A 15,748-nucleotide genomic window follows, 5' to 3' on the forward strand; every position below is an offset into this window, starting at 1 on the left:
CGTGTTACTGGGTGCGGTTCTCACCGCGGTAGTACTCGAAGACCCAGCCCCAGATGCCGATCAGGAGCAGCGGCGCCGAGAAGTACATCAGCCACCAGCCGACCGCGACACCCATGAAGGCCAGGGCGCCACCCACGGCGAGGGACAGCGGCTGCCAGCTGTGCGGGCTGAAGAACCCGACCTCGCCGGAGTCGTCGGCGACGTCCGCTTCCTTGTTGTCCTGCGCGCCCACGTCGACCCGCCGGGCGGTGAAGCCCAGGTAGAAGCCGATCATGATGCTCAGGCCGAACGCCAGGAAGAGGGCGGTGGTCCCGACCGGCTCCTTCGACCACACGCCGTAGACCACGGCGATGAGGAGGAAGAAGACGCTCAGCCACATGAACATCTTGCCCTGGATCTTCACTTGCCGGCCTCCTTGCCGCCGGAGAGGGCCTTCTCACCGTGACCGGCGTTCTCGAGCTCGTCGAGGGCGGCGATCTCCGGGTGGTGCAGGTCGAACGCCGGCGATTCGCTGCGGATGCGCGGCAGGGTGATGAAGTTGTGCCGCGGCGGCGGGCTGGAGGTCGCCCACTCCAGGGAGCGGCCGTAGCCCCACGGGTCGTCGACGCCGACCGGCTTGCCGTACTTGGCCGTCTTCCAGACGTTGTAGAAGAACGGCAGCAGCGACAGGCCGAGCAGGAACGAGGCGATCGTGGACACCGTGTTCAGGGCGGTGAAGCCGTCGGCCGCCAGGTAGTCGGCGTACCGGCGCGGCATGCCCTCGACACCCAGCCAGTGCTGGACGAGGAAGGTGCCGTGGAAGCCGATGAACAGCGTCCAGAAGGTGATCTTGCCGAGCCGCTCGTCGAGCAGCTTGCCGGTGAACTTCGGCCACCAGAAGTGGAAGCCGGCGAACATCGCGAACACCACGGTGCCGAACACCACGTAGTGGAAGTGCGCCACCACGAAGTAGGAGTCGGAGACGTGGAAGTCCAGCGGCGGCGAGGCCAGGATGACGCCGGTCAGACCACCGAAGGTGAAGGTGACCAGGAAGCCCAGCGTCCACAGCATCGGTGTCTCGAAGGAGAGACTGCCCTTCCACATGGTGCCGATCCAGTTGAAGAACTTCACACCGGTCGGGACCGCGATCAGGAAGGTCATGAAGGAGAAGAACGGCAGCAGCACACCGCCCGTGACGTACATGTGGTGCGCCCACACCGTCACCGACAGACCCGCGATCGCGATGGTCGCGCCGATCAGACCCATGTAGCCGAACATCGGCTTGCGGGAGAAGACCGGGATGATCTCGGAGACGATGCCGAAGAACGGCAGCGCGATGATGTACACCTCGGGATGGCCGAAGAACCAGAACAGGTGCTGCCAGAGCAGCGCACCGCCGTTGGCCGAGTCGAAGATGTGTGCGCCGAACTTACGGTCGGCCTCCAGCGCGAACAGCGCGGCGGCGAGGACCGGGAAGGCGAGCAGGACCAGCACACCGGTCAGCAGCACGTTCCAGGTGAAGATCGGCATGCGGAACATCGTCATGCCCGGAGCGCGCATGCAGATGATCGTGGTGATGAAGTTGACCGAGCCGAGGATCGTGCCGAAGCCGGAGAAGGCCAGACCCATGATCCACATGTCGGCGCCGATGCCCGGCGAGCGGACCGCGTCCGACAGCGGGGAGTAGGCGAACCAGCCGAAGTCGGCCGCGCCGTCCGGGGTGAGGAAGCCACCGACCGCGATCAGCGAGCCGAAGAGGTACAGCCAGTAGGCGAACATGTTCAGCCGCGGGAACGCCACGTCGGGCGCGCCGATCTGCAGCGGCATGATCCAGTTGGCGAAACCGGCGAACAGCGGCGTCGCGAACATCAGCAGCATGATCGTGCCGTGCATCGTGAACGCCTGGTTGAACTGTTCGTTCGACACGATCTGCAGGCCCGGGCGGGCCAGCTCGGCGCGCATGACCAGGGCCATGACACCACCGATGACGAAGAACACGAACGACGTCACCAGGTACAGCGTGCCGATCGTCTTGTGGTCCGTGGTCGTCAGCCACTTGACGACGACCTCGCCACGGCTCTGGCGCCGTACCGGCAGCTCGTCCTCGTAGTGGGACCCTGCTGCCGCGGCACCCTGGGGTTCATTGAGGATGCTCACAGGTTGTTCGTCTCCCGGTTCTTCTCGTGGCTCGTCTGCGCGATGCCGGCGGGAACGTAACCGGTCTGCCCCTTCTTCGCGAGGTCCTTGAGGTGCTGCTCGTAGCGCTCGGGGGAGACGACCTTCACGTTGAACAGCATCCGGGAGTGGTCGACGCCGCAGAGCTCGGCACACTTGCCGAGGAAGGTGCCCTCACGGTTGGGGGTCACCTCGAAGGCGTTGGTGTGGCCCGGGATGACGTCCTGCTTCATCAGGAACGGCACCACCCAGAAGGAGTGGATGACATCACGCGACGTCAGCACGAAGCGGACCCGCTTGCCCTCGGGCAGCCACAGGGTGGGGCCCGGGTTGTTGGTCTGCGGGTTCCGGGTACCGGGGACACCGCAGTCGAAGACACCGCCGGCGTCGGCCGGGAAGGCGTCCTTGTAGCGGTCCGGAATCGCTTCGAGTTCCTTGGACGTCTTGGCGTCGCCCGTGGAACCGTCGACGTTCTCGACGTAGTTGAAGCACCAGCTCCACTGGAAGCCGACCACGTTGACGGTGACGTCGGGACTCTTCTCGAGCTTCATCAGCTCGGATTCGTCACGCGCGGTGAAGTAGAAGAACACCGAGACGATGATGAGCGGAACCACCGTGTACAGCGCCTCGATGGGCATGTTGTACCGGGTCTGCGGAGGAACCTCCACCTTGGTGCGGCTGCGCCGGTGGAAGAAAGCACTCCACAGGATCAGGCCCCACACCAGCACGCCGACGACGAGCGCGGCGGCCCAGGATCCCTGCCACAGGGAGAGGATCCGCGGAGCCTCTTCCGTGGTGGGGGTGGGCATACCAAGGCGGGGGAAGTCCTCCCATGTGCAACCGGTGGCGGTCGCCAGGACCAGGCCCGCGGTCAGTGCCTGCAGCAGCTTCCGCCGCATCGGGCGCCGCGGCATGGGGGTACCTCCCACGCCCTTCGGGCCGTGGGGGAGGTCGGAGCCGTTGGGACTCACGTAGCGCCTTCCCGAGAGTCTCGCCCGCGCGGATCGGCTGCGGCCTTCTCGCTGGTCGGTCGCCGCCCTGCGTCGGGCAGGGGTTTGGATGTTTATGCGGACCAAACCCTAGCCGACGCCCTCCGGGGGGTTGAGGGGAGGGGGGCCTAGTGGGTGGGGCGGTTCGCTGATTTGGCGGGTGCGAGCTGTATGTGGCTTGTCGCGCCCACGCGGCGGAGGCGCAAGGTGAAACAGCCCCGCGCCCCTGAGGACGCCGCTCCGACCGGGGTCTAGCGTTGCTGTGTGTCCTACTTCGATGCTGCTTCCGGTGCTCCCCTTCATCCCGTTGCCCGTCAGGCGTTGATGGCCTCTCTGGACGAGGGGTGGGCCGATCCGGCGCGGCTCTACCGGGAAGGGCGGCGGGCGCGGTTGCTGCTGGACGCGGCGCGGGAGGCCGCGGCGGAGGCGGTGGGGTGCCGGCCGGACGAGTTGGTGTTCACGTCGTCCGGGACCCGGGCGGTGCACGACGGGATCGCGGGGGCGCTGGCCGGGCGGCGGCGCGCCGGGCGTCACCTGATCGTGTCCGCGGTCGAACACTCTTCTGTGCTCCATACGGCGGAGGTTCACGAGGTCGCCGGCGGGTCGGTCACCGAGGTCGCGGTGGACCGCACGGGAGCGGTGAGCCCGTCCGGGTACGCCGAGGCGCTGCGGCCGGACACCGCGCTGGCGTGTCTGCAGTCGGCCAACCACGAGGTGGGGACGGTGCAGCCGGTCGCGGAGGTGGCCGAGGCCTGCCGGGCGGCGGGGGTGCCGCTGCTGGTGGACGCGGCCCAGTCGCTGGGCTGGGGGCCGGTGGAGGGCGGCTGGTCGCTGCTCGCGGCGAGCGCGCACAAGTGGGGCGGGCCGTCGGGGGTGGGGCTGCTCGTCGTACGCAAGGGGGTGCGCTTCGCGCCCCAGGGGCCGCGCGACGAACGGGAGTCGGGGCGGGCGGCCGGGTTCGAGAACCTGCCGGCGATCGTGGCCGCGGCGGCGTCCCTGCGGGCGGTGCGGGCGGAGGCGGCCGAGGAGTCGGCACGGCTGCGGGAACTGACGGAGCGGATCCGGGTGCGGGTGCCCCGGCTGGTGCCGGACGTGGAGGTGGTCGGCGATCCGCGGCGGCGGCTGCCCGGGATCGTCACGTTCTCCTGTCTGTACGTCGACGGGGAGACGCTGCTGCACGAGCTGGACCGTGCGGACTTCTCCGTGTCCTCCGGGTCGTCGTGCACGAGCAGCACGCTGACGCCGAGCCATGTGCTCAGGGCGATGGGGGTGCTCAGCGAGGGCAACGTCCGGGTCTCGCTGCCGGCGGGGACGCGGGAGGAGGACGTCGAGCGGTTCCTGACCGTGCTGCCGGGGCTGGTGGCCGGGGTGCGCGAGAAGCTGGGTGCGCCGGTGTCCGCGGGCGGCCTGGTGACGCAGGAGCGGGACGACGTCCTGGTGGTGGACGCGCTGGGCCGACGCTGTCCGATCCCGGTGATCGAGCTGGCCAAGGTGATCGGGGACGTCCCGGTGGGCGGCACGGTCCGCGTCCTGTCCGACGACGAGGCGGCCCGGCTGGACATCCCGGCGTGGTGCGAGATGCGCGGCCAGGAGTACCTGGGCGAGGAACCGGCCCCCCAAGGCACCGCCTACCTGATCCGCAGGACCGGCTGACCCCCTGAGGGCTCGGAGAACCGCGCACGCCGCGACAACACGACCCACGCCCCAACCAGGACCGCGAGGAACCGCGCACCTCGGGGCCGCGGGTTTCTCCCCATCTCGGGGGCGCGAGGAACCGCGCACCTTGGGGGCGCGAGGAACCGCGCACGCCAGGACAACACGGCCCACGCCCCAACCAGGAGCGCGGGAAACTCCGCATCTCGGGGGCGCGAGGAACCGCGCATCTCGGGGGCGCGAGGAACCGCGCACGCCAGGACAACACGGCCCACGCCCCAACCAGGGGCGCGGGGAACTGCGCGACCAGCCCCCACGCACCCGCACCCGCACCCGCGCGGCCGGTTCAGCTCAGGTGCGCCCGCACCTCCTGCGCCGCCTCGTCCCCGTACGCCTTCGTGAAGCGCTCCATGAAGTGCCCCCGGCGCAGCTGGTACTCCTGCGTGCCGACCGTCTCGATGACGAGCGTCGCCAGCATGCAGCCGACCTGCGCCGCCCGCTCCAGCGAGACTCCCCACGCCAGCCCGGACAGGAACCCCGCACGGAAGGCGTCGCCCACGCCGGTCGGGTCGGCCTTGCGCTCCTCGTCGGGGCAGCCGACCTCGATCGTCTCCTCGCCGGCCCGCTCGATGCGGACCCCGCGCGCGCCGAGCGTGGTGACGCGGTGGCCGACCCGGTCGAGGATCTCCGCGTCGCTCCAGCCGGTCTTCGTCTCGATGAGCCCCTTCTCGTACTCGTTGGAGAAGAGGTACGTCGCACCCTCCAGCAGTATCCGGATCTCCTCGCCGTTCATCCGGGCGATCTGCTGGGAGAAGTCGGCGGCGAACGGAATGCCCCGGGAGCGGCACTCCTCGGTGTGCCGGAGCATGCCCTCCGGGTCGTCCGCGCCGATGAGGACCAGGTCGAGTCCGCCCACGCGGTCGGCGACGGTCTTCAGCTCGATGAGGCGGGCCTCGCTCATCGCGCCCGTGTAGAAGGAGCCGATCTGGTTGTGGTCGGCGTCCGTGGTGCACACGAAGCGCGCGGTGTGCAGGGTGTCGGAGATGCGGACGGAGTCGGTGTCGACGCCGTGCCGGTCCAGCCAGGCCCGGTACTCGTCGAAGTCGAAGCCCGCGGCCCCGACGAGGATCGGGCGGGTACCGAGCTGGCCCATCCCGAAGGCGATGTTCGCGCCCACGCCGCCCCGGCGCACGTCGAGGTTGTCGACCAGGAAGGACAGCGAGACCGTGTGCAGCTGGTCCGCTACGAACTGGTCGGCGAAGCGGCCGGGGAAGGTCATGAGGTGGTCGGTGGCGATGGAGCCGGTGACTGCGATGCGCACGGCGTGGATTCTCCTGGGGGGAGGCGGGTTGACACTTCACGCTACCGGGTGGGAGCGACCCGCAGAAGCAGCCAAAACTACCCGATAGTAGATCTTTCTTCGTGACCTTCATCGTGCATACGGTGCCGACATGACGAACATCAAGGTCCACGCCTCCGTCCCGGCCGATCTCGAAGGCGGCCTGGCGTCGCTGCGCGGTGACTGCGCCCGGATGGTTCCCCACTGGACGGTGCCGGAGCGGGCGGCGGCCCGGCCGGTGTCGCCGTCCCTGATCCACGGCGTGAGCGTGCCGCCCGCGTCCGCCCGGCTGCTGGACGCGATGTCGGAGTACGGCGACTGAGCCGACGCCGGGGAACCGTGCGCTCCCCCGCTGCGTCCCATCGCTGTCCCCCGTAAAGGGGATGCGGGATACGACCCTTCAGCAGCTCCGGTACGACCGGGCATGGGTCTACCGGGACAGTTGTGCAGCCGAAGGAGCGATGCGGTGAACACCGAGCGACCCGACAACGACGACGCCGAGGCGCGCGCCGCCGCCGGCAGCACGCGCGACACCGGGGGCGCATCGGGCAGGACCGGGGAGCCGGACACCCCGGAGCCGGAGGCGACGAAGCCGGACGCGACCGAGCCCGACACCCCGGAGCCGGACGCCACCCAGCCGGAGACGACCGAGCCGGAAGCCGCTGCCGAGGAGCCCGCGGAGGACGGTCCCGCGGCGGATCCCGAGACCCGTCCCGAGACCCGTCCCGAGTCCGATGCCGACGAGACCGTCGTCGGGGGCCACCCGGCCGGCGGCCCCCGCTCCGGTGCGGAGTCCGCCGAGGGCCCGGCGCGGCGGCGTTCGCCCGCGCTGATCGCCTCGGTGGCCGCCGCCGTGCTGCTCGTCGGAGGCGGCGGGGCCTATCTGGCCGCGAGCGCCTCCGGTGACGGTGGAGGCGGCTCCACGGTCCCGGGCGCCAACGGTGACGCCACTCCCCCGCCGCTCGCCCTCGACGGCCCCTCCGAGGAGGCCGCGAACGGCATCGCGCCGGGTGAGCCCAACCCCTACGGCGCCACCTACCGCGCCGACGGCACGCTCCCGGAGGGCCCCGGCTCCGCTCCCGTGTACCGGGCCCGCGGCCAGGTCACCCAGCAGCAGGTCCTCACGCTGGCGAAGGCGCTGGGGCTCGACGGCAAGCCGGTCGCGGAGGGCGCGGCCTGGCGGATCGGCGGACAGGACGGCTCCGGGCCCACGCTGCGGGTGGACCGGCAGGCTCCCGGTTCGTGGACGTTCAGCCGGAACACCCCGGGCACCGACAACTGCAAGGGCGCCACGTGCAAGCCGTCCGGCGGTGAGGGCCCCGTGGTGAGCGAGGCCGCCGCGAAGAAGGCCGCGGCGCCCGTGCTGAAGGCCGCGGGGCAGGACGACGCGAAGCTGGACGCGAGCCGGATCATGGGCGGAAAGCGGGTGGTGAACGCCGATCCCGAGGTCGGCGGGCTGCCGACGTACGGCTGGACGACCGGCGTGGTCGTCGGCGCCGCGGGCGAGGTGGTCGGGGCCAACGGCCGGCTCGCGGAGCCGGTGAAGGGGGACGTCTACCCGGTGGTGGACGCCAAGGAGGCGCTGGAGCTGATGAACGCGGCGCCGGGCGCCGGGCGTACCGCGGACATCGGCGGCTGTGCCACCTCCGTGCCGCTGGAGGAGGACCGGCAGCAGGAGGAGTGCGGTCCGGCGACGAAGCCGGCCGGGGACACCGTCGCGGTCGACGCCGCGGTGTTCGGGCTGGCCGCGCACTCCGTGGACGGGCGGCCCGCCCTCGTGCCGTCGTGGCTGTTCGAGGTGCGGCCGGCGGGCGCGCAGGAGGCGTTCACGGTGACGCATCCGGCGGTCGACCCGGAGTTCCTCGCGCCACGGTCGCAGTCCGGTGAGGAGAGCCCGCGGCCTTCGGAGCCGGGTGACGAGCCGACCGCGGCGCCGTCGACCCGGGAGGTGGAGGTCGAGGGTTACACCGCCCAGGGCAAGGAGCTGACCGTGGTCTTCACGGGCGGTGTGTGCGCCGACTACAAGGTGACGGCGCGCGGGAGCGGGGACCGGGTGACGGTGCGGGTGACCGAGACGCCGTGGCCGGACAAGGTGTGCATCCTGATCGCCAAGCAGTACCAGGAGACGGTGGAGCTGGACGCGCCGCTCGGGGACCGGAAGGTGGTGGACCCGGACGGCGAGCCGGTGCCGCTGCACAAGGACGGTGCCCGGCTGCCGGCACCGCCCACCCGGTAGCAGCGGACGGAGCAACGCGAAGGCGGCGGCCCCACTGGTGGGGCCGCCGCCTTCGTGCGGTGCTGCCTGGAATGGACCCGGCTCAGCTGAAGGAGTCGCCGCAGGCGCAGGAGCCGGTGGCGTTCGGGTTGTCGATCGTGAAGCCCTGCTTCTCGATGGTGTCGACGAAGTCGATGGTGGCGCCGCCCAGGTACGGGGCGCTCATGCGGTCGGTGACGACCTTCACACCGCCGAAGTCCTTCACCACGTCGCCGTCGAGCGAGCGCTCGTCGAAGAAGAGCTGGTAGCGCAGGCCGGAGCAGCCGCCGGGCTGGACGGCGACGCGCAGGGCGAGGTCGTCACGGCCTTCCTGGTCGAGCAGGGCCTTGACCTTGGACGCGGCGGCGTCGGTCAGGACGATGCCGTCGGTGACGGTGGTGGTCTCGTCCGATACGGACATCTACATCTCTCCCGGGTTGTACGGAGACTGCTTGCCGACGGTTGCAACCGGCGGGACCGCGGATTCATTCCGGGCCGGGCGCGTGTTTTCCTCGCCTCGCTCTTCATGCTCGCACACGCGGTGCGGAGCGGAAACCGGCCCTTGTGGGGCCTCCGGGGAATGAACGGGCGGCGTCCGGGATTCACGTCACATGGACGCTATGGCCGTCGTCAAAGTGACGTGAACCGGTTATGATAGATAGCGTCATTTCGACGAGAAGTCGCCAGAACAGAAAGGGTGCGTGTCGTGACCACCGCCCAGACCCAGGAGCTCGACGTACAGCCGACGCCCCTCGCCCTGCTGCTCCTCGGCCGTGAGGCCGACCCGAAGAGCGAGCGCGGTGTGGAGTGTCCCGGCGACCTCCCCTCCCCGTCCGACCCGGACCTGGTGGAGCGTGCCCGCGCGGCCAAGGAGAAGCTCGGGGACAAGGTCTTCGTGCTCGGCCACCACTACCAGCGCGACGAGGTCATCCAGTTCGCCGACGTCACGGGCGACTCCTTCAAGCTGGCCCGGGACGCCGCCGCGCGCCCGGAGGCCGAGTACATCGTCTTCTGCGGTGTGCACTTCATGGCCGAGTCGGCGGACATCCTCACCGGTGACGACCAGAAGGTCGTCCTGCCCGACCTCGCGGCCGGCTGCTCCATGGCCGACATGGCCACCGCCGAGCAGGTCGCCGAGTGCTGGGACGTGCTGACCGAGGCCGGGATCGCCGAGCAGGTCGTCCCCGTCTCGTACATGAACTCCTCCGCCGACATCAAGGCCTTCACGGGCAAGCACGGCGGCACCATCTGCACCTCCTCCAACGCCCGCCGCGCCCTCGACTGGGCCTTCGAGCAGGGTGAGAAGGTGCTCTTCCTCCCCGATCAGCACCTGGGCCGCAACACGGCGGTGCGGGACATGGGGATGTCCCTGGAGGACTGCGTCGTCTACAACCCGCACAAGCCGAACGGCGGGCTGACCACGGACGAGCTGCGCGGCGCGAAGATGATCCTGTGGCGCGGCCACTGCTCGGTGCACGGCCGGTTCAGCCTGGACTCGGTCAACGACGTGCGCGACCGCATGCCGGGGGTGAACGTGCTGGTCCACCCCGAGTGCAAGCACGAGGTCGTGGCCGCGGCGGACTACGTCGGCTCGACGGAGTACATCATCAAGACGCTGGAGGCGGCCCCGGCCGGCTCCAAGTGGGCCATCGGGACCGAGCTGAACCTCGTCCGCCGCCTGGCGAACCGTTTCGCGCCCGAGGGCAAGGAGATCGTCTTCCTCGACAAGACGGTCTGCTTCTGCTCCACCATGAACCGCATCGACCTCCCGCACCTCGTGTGGGCCCTGGAGTCCCTCGCCGAGGGCAACCTGGTCAACCGCATCGAGGTGGACAAGGAGACGGAGGCGTTCGCGAAGCTGGCGCTGGAGCGGATGCTGGCGCTGCCGTAGCGGGAACCGCATGACCCCATGACGGAAGGCCCCGCCCGCATCACCGAGGTGAATGCGGGCGGGGCCTTCGCCGTGCCGGTGTGTCAGACCTGCGCGGGTGCGGGGTCCTGGGAGGCCTCTCCCTGCGCCGCCCCGCCCTTCTTCGCCGCGCGCTTCTTCGCGCGCCGCTCCTTGCGGAGCTCCAGCATCGCGTAGAGCGTCGGCACCAGCAGCAGGGTCAGCAGCGTCGACGTGACCAGACCGCCGATCACCACCACGGCCAGCGGCTGGGCGATGAAGCCGCCCTCACCGGTGACGCCCAGCGCCATCGGCAGCAGGGCGAAGATGGTCGCCAGCGCCGTCATCAGGATCGGCCGCAGACGGTGGCGGCCACCCTCCAGTACGGCCTCGACAACGCCGTACCCCTGCTTGCGGTACTGGTTGATGAGGTCGATCAGCACGATCGCGTTGGTGACCACGATGCCGATCAGCATCAGCATGCCGATCATCGCCGGGACGCCCATCGGCGTGCCGGTGACCAGCAGCAGGCCGATGGCGCCGGTCGCCGCGAACGGGATGGAGACCAGCAGGATCAGCGGCTGGGCGAGCGACCGGAAGGTGCCGACCAGCAGCATGAAGACGATCGCGATCGCGGCCAGCATCGCCAGGCCCAGGTTGAGGAACGCCTCGTCCTGGTCCTCGGTCACGCCGCCGATCTCCGCCGTGGCGCCCGCGGGCAGCGTCAGCCCGTCGATCTTCTGCTGGAGCTCCGTGCCCACCGCGCCCGTGTTGTCCCCGGCCGGCTTCGCGGTGATCGTGGCCGCGCGCTGGCCGTCGATGCGGGTCATGGAGACCGGGCCGTCCACCACGTCGACGGTGGCGACGTCGCTCAGCTTCACCGGGCCGAGGCGCAGGTTCTTCAGCTCGGCCACGGTGGTGGCCGGCTTCGCCGAACGGATGACGACGTCGCGCTCGGTGTCGTCGAGGACGGCCTTGGTGGCCGGGGTGCCGCGCACCGCCTGGGCGACGGCCGCACCGAGGGTCTGGTCGTTGAACCCGGCCTCTGCGGCCCGGTCGTTGGCCTTCACGGAGATGCGCGGGACGCTCTGCGCCAGGTCGCTGGTGACGTCCGTCACGTCGTCCAGGGAGGCGACCGCGTCCCGGACCTGGTCCGCCGCCTTGCGCAGCACCTGCGCGTCGGCCGCCTTGACGACCACGCTGAGGTCCTGGTTCCCGAAGCCGTCACCGGCGGCGACGGTGGTGGTGCCGATGCCGTCGAGCTCCCCGAGGCCCTTCTCGATGCCGTCCGTCACGTCCTCGGAGGACGCGTCGTCCTCCAGCATCACCTGGTACGTGGCCTGGTTGGTGTCCGTACCGCCGCCGAAGGCCGCCATGAAGCCGGACGAGCCGACCGTCACCTGGTAGTCCTTGACGCCCTCGGTCTCCGCGAGGAGCTTCTCGACCTTCGCGGCCTGGGCGTCGGTCGCGGCCAGGCTGGTGCCGGGCTCCAGCTCCTGACGGACGGTGAGGACCTGCTGCTGGCCCGGGTCGAAGAAGTTCGTCTTCAGCAGCGGCGCCATGGCGAAGGTGCCGATCAGCACGACGACCGCGATGGCGAGGCTCGCCAGCCTGCGGCGGGTGGCGAAGCGCAGCACGGAGAGGTACATGCGCTGGAGGCGGCTCCTGGCCTCCTTCTCCTCGGCGACGCGGCGCGCCTCCTCGGCGTCCTCCGGTGTGCCCTTCGGCGCGCGCAGGAACCAGTACGACAGCACCGGGACGACGGTCAGGGAGACCAGCAGGGACGCCAGCAGCGCGGCGGTGACGGTGAGGCTGAAGGAGCCGAACAGCTCGCCCACCATGCCGCCGACCAGGCCGATCGGGAGGAAGACGGCGACCGTGGTGAGCGTCGCGGACGTGACCGCGCCGGCCACCTCGCGCACCGCCTTCATGATCGCCTCTTGGCGCTCCTCGCCGTAGCCGAGGTGCCGCTTGATGTTCTCCAGGACGACGATGGAGTCGTCCACGACCCGGCCGATGGCGATGGTCAGGGCACCCAGCGTCAGCATGTTCAGCGACAGGTCGCGGGTCCACAGCACGATCAGGGCGAGGACCACGGACAGCGGGATGGACACCGCCGTGACGAGGGTGGAGCGGACCGAGGCCAGGAAGACCAGGATCACCAGGACGGCGAAGAGCAGACCGAGCGCGCCCTCGGTGGTCAGGCCTTCGATGGCCTTGGCCACGGCCGGGCCCTGGTCGCTGACGACGGTCAGGGTGGCGCCGTCGCCCAGGTCCTCGCGCAGCTCGGGAAGCTTGTCCTGGACGGCGTCGGAGATGGCGACGGCGCTGCCGTCGTGGTCCATCGTCGCCATGACGGCGAGGCTGGGCTTGCCGTTGGTGCGGGTGAGGGAGTCGGCCCTGGCCTCCTCCTCGGTCACGGTGGCGACGTCGCCGAGGCGGACCGGCTCGCCCTTGCCGGGCTCACCGGTGACCATCAGGTCCTCGATCTGCTTCAGCGAGGTGAAGCCGCCGCCGACCTGGACGGTGCGGTTGGCGCCGTCCTCGTCGAAGGAGCCGGCCGGGACGGTCGCCCCGCCGGCCTGGAGGGCCTGCGCCAGCGACTGCGTGGTGAGACCCGCCTTCGCCAGCTTCGCGGTGTTCGGGGCGACGGTGACCTGGAGGTCGCGCACGCCCTCCACCGAGACCTGGCCGACGCCGTCGATGCCCTCCAGCGCGGGCACCACGGTCCGGTCCAGCTCGTCGGCGAGCGCCTGCTGGTCCTGGTCGGAGGAGACCGCGAGCACCACGGTCGGGATGTCGTCGGTGGAACCGGCGACGACCTGCGGGTCGACGTCGTCCGGGAGGCGGGCGCCGGCCCGGTTGACGGCCTGCTGGACGTCGGCGACGAGCTGCTGCGTGTTGTTGCCGTAGTCGAAGGACGCCATGATCACGGCGTTGCCCTCGCTCGCCGTCGAGGTGACGCCGGAGATGCCGTCGACGGCCTCCAGGCTGTCCTCGATGGGTTCGACGACCTGCGCCTCGACCACGTCCGGGGACGCGCCCTGGTACGGCGCGATCACGGACACCATGGGCAGTTCGATGGTCGGCAGCAGCTGCTGCTTGAGCTGGGGTATCGCGATCGCCCCGAAGACGAGCGCGATGATCGACATCAGTCCGATCAGCGCTCGTTGCGCGAGGCTGAATCTGGACAGCCAGGACATGGTCAGGGTCTCTTTTCCGTGGAGCGGCAGAAGTCCGGGAGCGGGCGCGCGCGCAAGCGGGCGCCCGCTCTACACCCTGGGCCATCGCCCGGGGCCGATCCGTGGTCCCGAGGTCCAATTCCTTATGCGGCGCATACTCCCGCCGCAGTACTCCCCTTGGGGTTCACTCCACCCTTGGACGGACCAGCCCCGACTCGTAGGCGGTGACCACCAGCTGGGCCCGGTCACGGGCACCCAGTTTGGCCATGGCGCGATTGACGTGGGTCTTCACGGTCAGCGGACTGACCTCGAGGCGTTCGGCGATCTCGTCGTTGGAGTGCCCGCCGGCCACCTGCACCAGCACCTCCCGCTCGCGCACGGTGAGCGACTCGAGCCGTTCGGCGCGGGCCGGGTCCCCGTCGCCGCCGGGGCCCTCCTGGGCGAGGAAGCGGGCGATCAGGCCCTTGGTGGCCACCGGGGACAGCAGCGCCTCCCCCTCGGCGGCGATCCGGATGGCGTTCAGCATCTCGTCGGGTTCGGATCCCTTGCCGAGGAAGCCGGAGGCGCCGGCCCGCAGCGACTGCACCACGTAGTCGTCGACCTCGAAGGTCGTCAGTATCACCACCCGGACCCCGGCGAGTTCGGGATCCGCGCTGATCATGCGGGTGGCGGCGAGCCCGTCGGTGCCGGGCATCCGGATGTCCATGAGGACGACGTCGGCGCGCTGCTCCCGGGCCAGCCGGACCGCCTCAGCGCCGTCGGACGCCTCCCCGACCACCTCCATGTCCGGCTCGGAGTCGACGAGCACGCGGAAGGCGCTGCGCAGCAGCGCCTGGTCGTCGGCGAGCAGGACACGGATCGTCATACGGGCTCCAGCGGCGCGGTGGTCACGGGTGGCCGTCCTCGACTGCGGACGTGCGGGTCTTGACGGGAAGGATCGCATGGACGCGGAAACCGCCGCCGAAGCGGGGACCGGTGGTGAGGGTGCCGCGCAGGGCGGTGACGCGCTCGCGCATGCCGAGCAGGCCGTGTCCGCCGCCGGGTGCCGGGTCGTGGTCGTCGCCGCTGCCGTCGTCGAGGACCGTGATCTCGATGTGCGGTCCGACCCGTACGACGCTGATCTCCGCCCGGGCCTCGGTGCCGGCGTGTTTCTGCACGTTGGTCAGGGCCTCCTGCACGATCCGGTAGGCGGCCAGGTCGACGGCGGCGGGAAGTTCGGTGCCCTGGTCGGCGCGGGCGACCTCGACGCGCAGTCCCGCGCTGCGGAAGGTCCCCGCGAGCTCGTCGAGGCGGTCCAGGCCGGGCGCGGGCTCGGTGGGTGCCGCGGGGTCGCCGGACTGGCGCAGCAGGCCGACGGTGGCGCGCAGCTCGCCCAGCGCGGAGCGGCTGGCCTCGCGCACATGGGCGAGGGCCTCCTTGGCCTGGTCGGGCCGCTTGTCCATGACATGGGCGGCGACCCCGGCCTGGACGTTGACGAGGGCGATGTGGTGGGCGACCACGTCGTGCAGGTCGCGGGCGATGCGCAGGCGCTCCTCGGCGACCCGGCGGCGGGCCTCCTCCTCGCGGGTGCGCTCGGCCCGTTCCGCGCGTTCGCGGATCGCCTGGACGAAGGCGCGCCGGCTGCGTACGGCGTCGCCGGCGGTGGCGCCGATACCGGTCCAGGCGAAGATCGCCAGGTTCTCCTGGGCGTACCAGGGCAGTGGGCCGACCGCCATCGCGGTGCCGGTGAGGACGGTCATGGTGAGCAGGCCGATCCTCCATGTGGTGGGGCGGTCGGTGGCGGAGGCGACGGTGTAGAGCGCGACGACGGCGCACATGACGACGGGGGCGCGGGGGTCGCCGGTGACGGACTCGGTCACGGAGGCGACGCCGGCCAGCGCGAGCACCGTGCGGGGGGCGCGGCGGCGGAAGACGAGCGCGGCGGCGCCGAGGGTCATCAGGACCAGGCTGAGCGGGTCGGGGGTGCGGAGCTGCCAGCTGACGCCGTCGGAGCCGTGCGGGGCGACGAAGGATCCGGCGATCATGCACACGAGGACGCCGGTGGCGATGGCGGCGTCCAGTGCGAACGGGTGCGCCCGGAGTCGGCACCGGGCGCGTGTCAGGGTGCTCACGGCTGTTCACGGTAGCCGGGGTTCCCCCGGCCGGGTGGGGTCGCGCACCCCCGGGCACCGGGGCACCGGGGGCGGCACGCACCCCCTAGTGTCCTGAGTCGGGAATTCGCTTCGTAAGTCAGTGCTGGTTCGGCATGATGGCCGGGTGGCGAGGACGGGACGGCCGAAGGCCGAGCTG

12 protein-coding genes are annotated in these 15,748 nt (G+C 70.8%); 4 read left to right on the forward strand and 8 right to left on the reverse strand.

Translation table 11 applies throughout. From position 1 onward, the window contains the following. Nucleotides 1–4 precede the first annotated feature (4 nt). From ACZ44S_RS27295 to ctaC, 3 genes are read right to left on the reverse strand one after another with little or no spacing between them, the layout of a single operon-like run. Entirely contained in the window at nucleotides 5–403 is a 399-nt protein-coding gene (locus tag ACZ44S_RS27295; protein WP_466933465.1) for a cytochrome c oxidase subunit 4, read from the reverse strand. Further along, a complete protein-coding gene (ctaD, locus tag ACZ44S_RS27300; protein ID WP_466933467.1) occupies nucleotides 400–2,136 on the reverse strand; it encodes an aa3-type cytochrome oxidase subunit I in 1,737 nt (578 codons plus the stop codon). The genes ACZ44S_RS27295 and ctaD overlap by 4 nt, the downstream gene beginning before the upstream one ends. Next, nucleotides 2,133–3,125, reverse strand: coding sequence for an aa3-type cytochrome oxidase subunit II (gene ctaC, locus ACZ44S_RS27305; protein ID WP_466933469.1), 993 nt, complete (start codon nucleotides 3,123–3,125; stop codon nucleotides 2,133–2,135). The genes ctaD and ctaC overlap by 4 nt, the downstream gene beginning before the upstream one ends. A gap of 282 nt (nucleotides 3,126–3,407) precedes the next feature. On the opposite strand from ctaC, the gene ACZ44S_RS27310 reads away from it, so the two are divergent. Further along, nucleotides 3,408–4,796: an aminotransferase class V-fold PLP-dependent enzyme gene (locus tag ACZ44S_RS27310; protein ID WP_466933471.1), complete on the forward strand. Its 1,389-nt coding sequence runs from the start codon at nucleotides 3,408–3,410 to the stop codon at nucleotides 4,794–4,796. Between the two features lie 346 nt (nucleotides 4,797–5,142). Here ACZ44S_RS27310 and ACZ44S_RS27315 read toward each other — a convergent pair whose 3' ends face one another. After that, nucleotides 5,143–6,117: a carbohydrate kinase family protein gene (locus ACZ44S_RS27315; RefSeq protein WP_190162122.1), complete on the reverse strand. Its 975-nt coding sequence runs from the start codon at nucleotides 6,115–6,117 to the stop codon at nucleotides 5,143–5,145. Nucleotides 6,118–6,247: 130 nt separating this feature from the next. Between ACZ44S_RS27315 and ACZ44S_RS27320 the strand changes: the two genes are divergently transcribed. Together ACZ44S_RS27320 and ACZ44S_RS27325 are read left to right on the forward strand one after the other, a co-directional pair. After that, complete coding sequence (locus tag ACZ44S_RS27320) at nucleotides 6,248–6,457, forward strand: hypothetical protein (RefSeq protein ID WP_466933473.1); 210 nt, start codon at nucleotides 6,248–6,250, stop codon at nucleotides 6,455–6,457. 144 nt (nucleotides 6,458–6,601) lie between these two features. Beyond that, nucleotides 6,602–8,371, forward strand: coding sequence for a hypothetical protein (locus tag ACZ44S_RS27325; protein ID WP_466933475.1), 1,770 nt, complete (start codon nucleotides 6,602–6,604; stop codon nucleotides 8,369–8,371). A gap of 82 nt (nucleotides 8,372–8,453) precedes the next feature. Here the strand turns inward: ACZ44S_RS27325 and erpA are convergent, their stop codons facing one another. After that, complete coding sequence (gene erpA / locus ACZ44S_RS27330; protein WP_019522019.1) at nucleotides 8,454–8,810, reverse strand: iron-sulfur cluster insertion protein ErpA; 357 nt, start codon at nucleotides 8,808–8,810, stop codon at nucleotides 8,454–8,456. Between the two features lie 285 nt (nucleotides 8,811–9,095). Between erpA and nadA the strand changes: the two genes are divergently transcribed. Next, a complete protein-coding gene (gene nadA, locus ACZ44S_RS27335) occupies nucleotides 9,096–10,280 on the forward strand; it encodes a quinolinate synthase NadA (protein ID WP_466933477.1) in 1,185 nt (394 codons plus the stop codon). Nucleotides 10,281–10,363: 83 nt separating this feature from the next. Here the strand turns inward: nadA and ACZ44S_RS27340 are convergent, their stop codons facing one another. The 3 genes from ACZ44S_RS27340 to ACZ44S_RS27350 all read right to left on the reverse strand — a co-directional run bounded on the left by ACZ44S_RS27340 (nucleotide 10,364) and on the right by ACZ44S_RS27350 (nucleotide 15,570). After that, entirely contained in the window at nucleotides 10,364–13,480 is a 3,117-nt protein-coding gene (locus ACZ44S_RS27340; protein ID WP_466933479.1) for an efflux RND transporter permease subunit, read from the reverse strand. Nucleotides 13,481–13,643: 163 nt separating this feature from the next. After that, nucleotides 13,644–14,324, reverse strand: coding sequence for a response regulator (locus ACZ44S_RS27345; protein WP_466933481.1), 681 nt, complete (start codon nucleotides 14,322–14,324; stop codon nucleotides 13,644–13,646). 22 nt (nucleotides 14,325–14,346) lie between these two features. Next, nucleotides 14,347–15,570, reverse strand: coding sequence for a sensor histidine kinase (locus ACZ44S_RS27350; RefSeq protein ID WP_466933484.1), 1,224 nt, complete (start codon nucleotides 15,568–15,570; stop codon nucleotides 14,347–14,349). Between the last annotated feature and the right edge of the window lie 178 nt (nucleotides 15,571–15,748).

This window comes from Streptomyces malachitofuscus (genome assembly GCF_055571035.1).

Excerpts from the sequence above, each read along its gene's own strand:
- ACZ44S_RS27340 (WP_466933479.1), bottom strand. The coding sequence starts at position 13,480 with ATGTCCTGGCTGTCCAGATTCAGCCTCGCGCAACGAGCGCTGATCGGA.
- erpA (WP_019522019.1), bottom strand. The coding sequence starts at position 8,810 with ATGTCCGTATCGGACGAGACCACCACCGTCACCGACGGCATCGTCCTG.
- ACZ44S_RS27345 (WP_466933481.1), bottom strand. The coding sequence starts at position 14,324 with ATGACGATCCGTGTCCTGCTCGCCGACGACCAGGCGCTGCTGCGCAGC.
- ACZ44S_RS27320 (WP_466933473.1), top strand. The coding sequence starts at position 6,248 with ATGACGAACATCAAGGTCCACGCCTCCGTCCCGGCCGATCTCGAAGGC.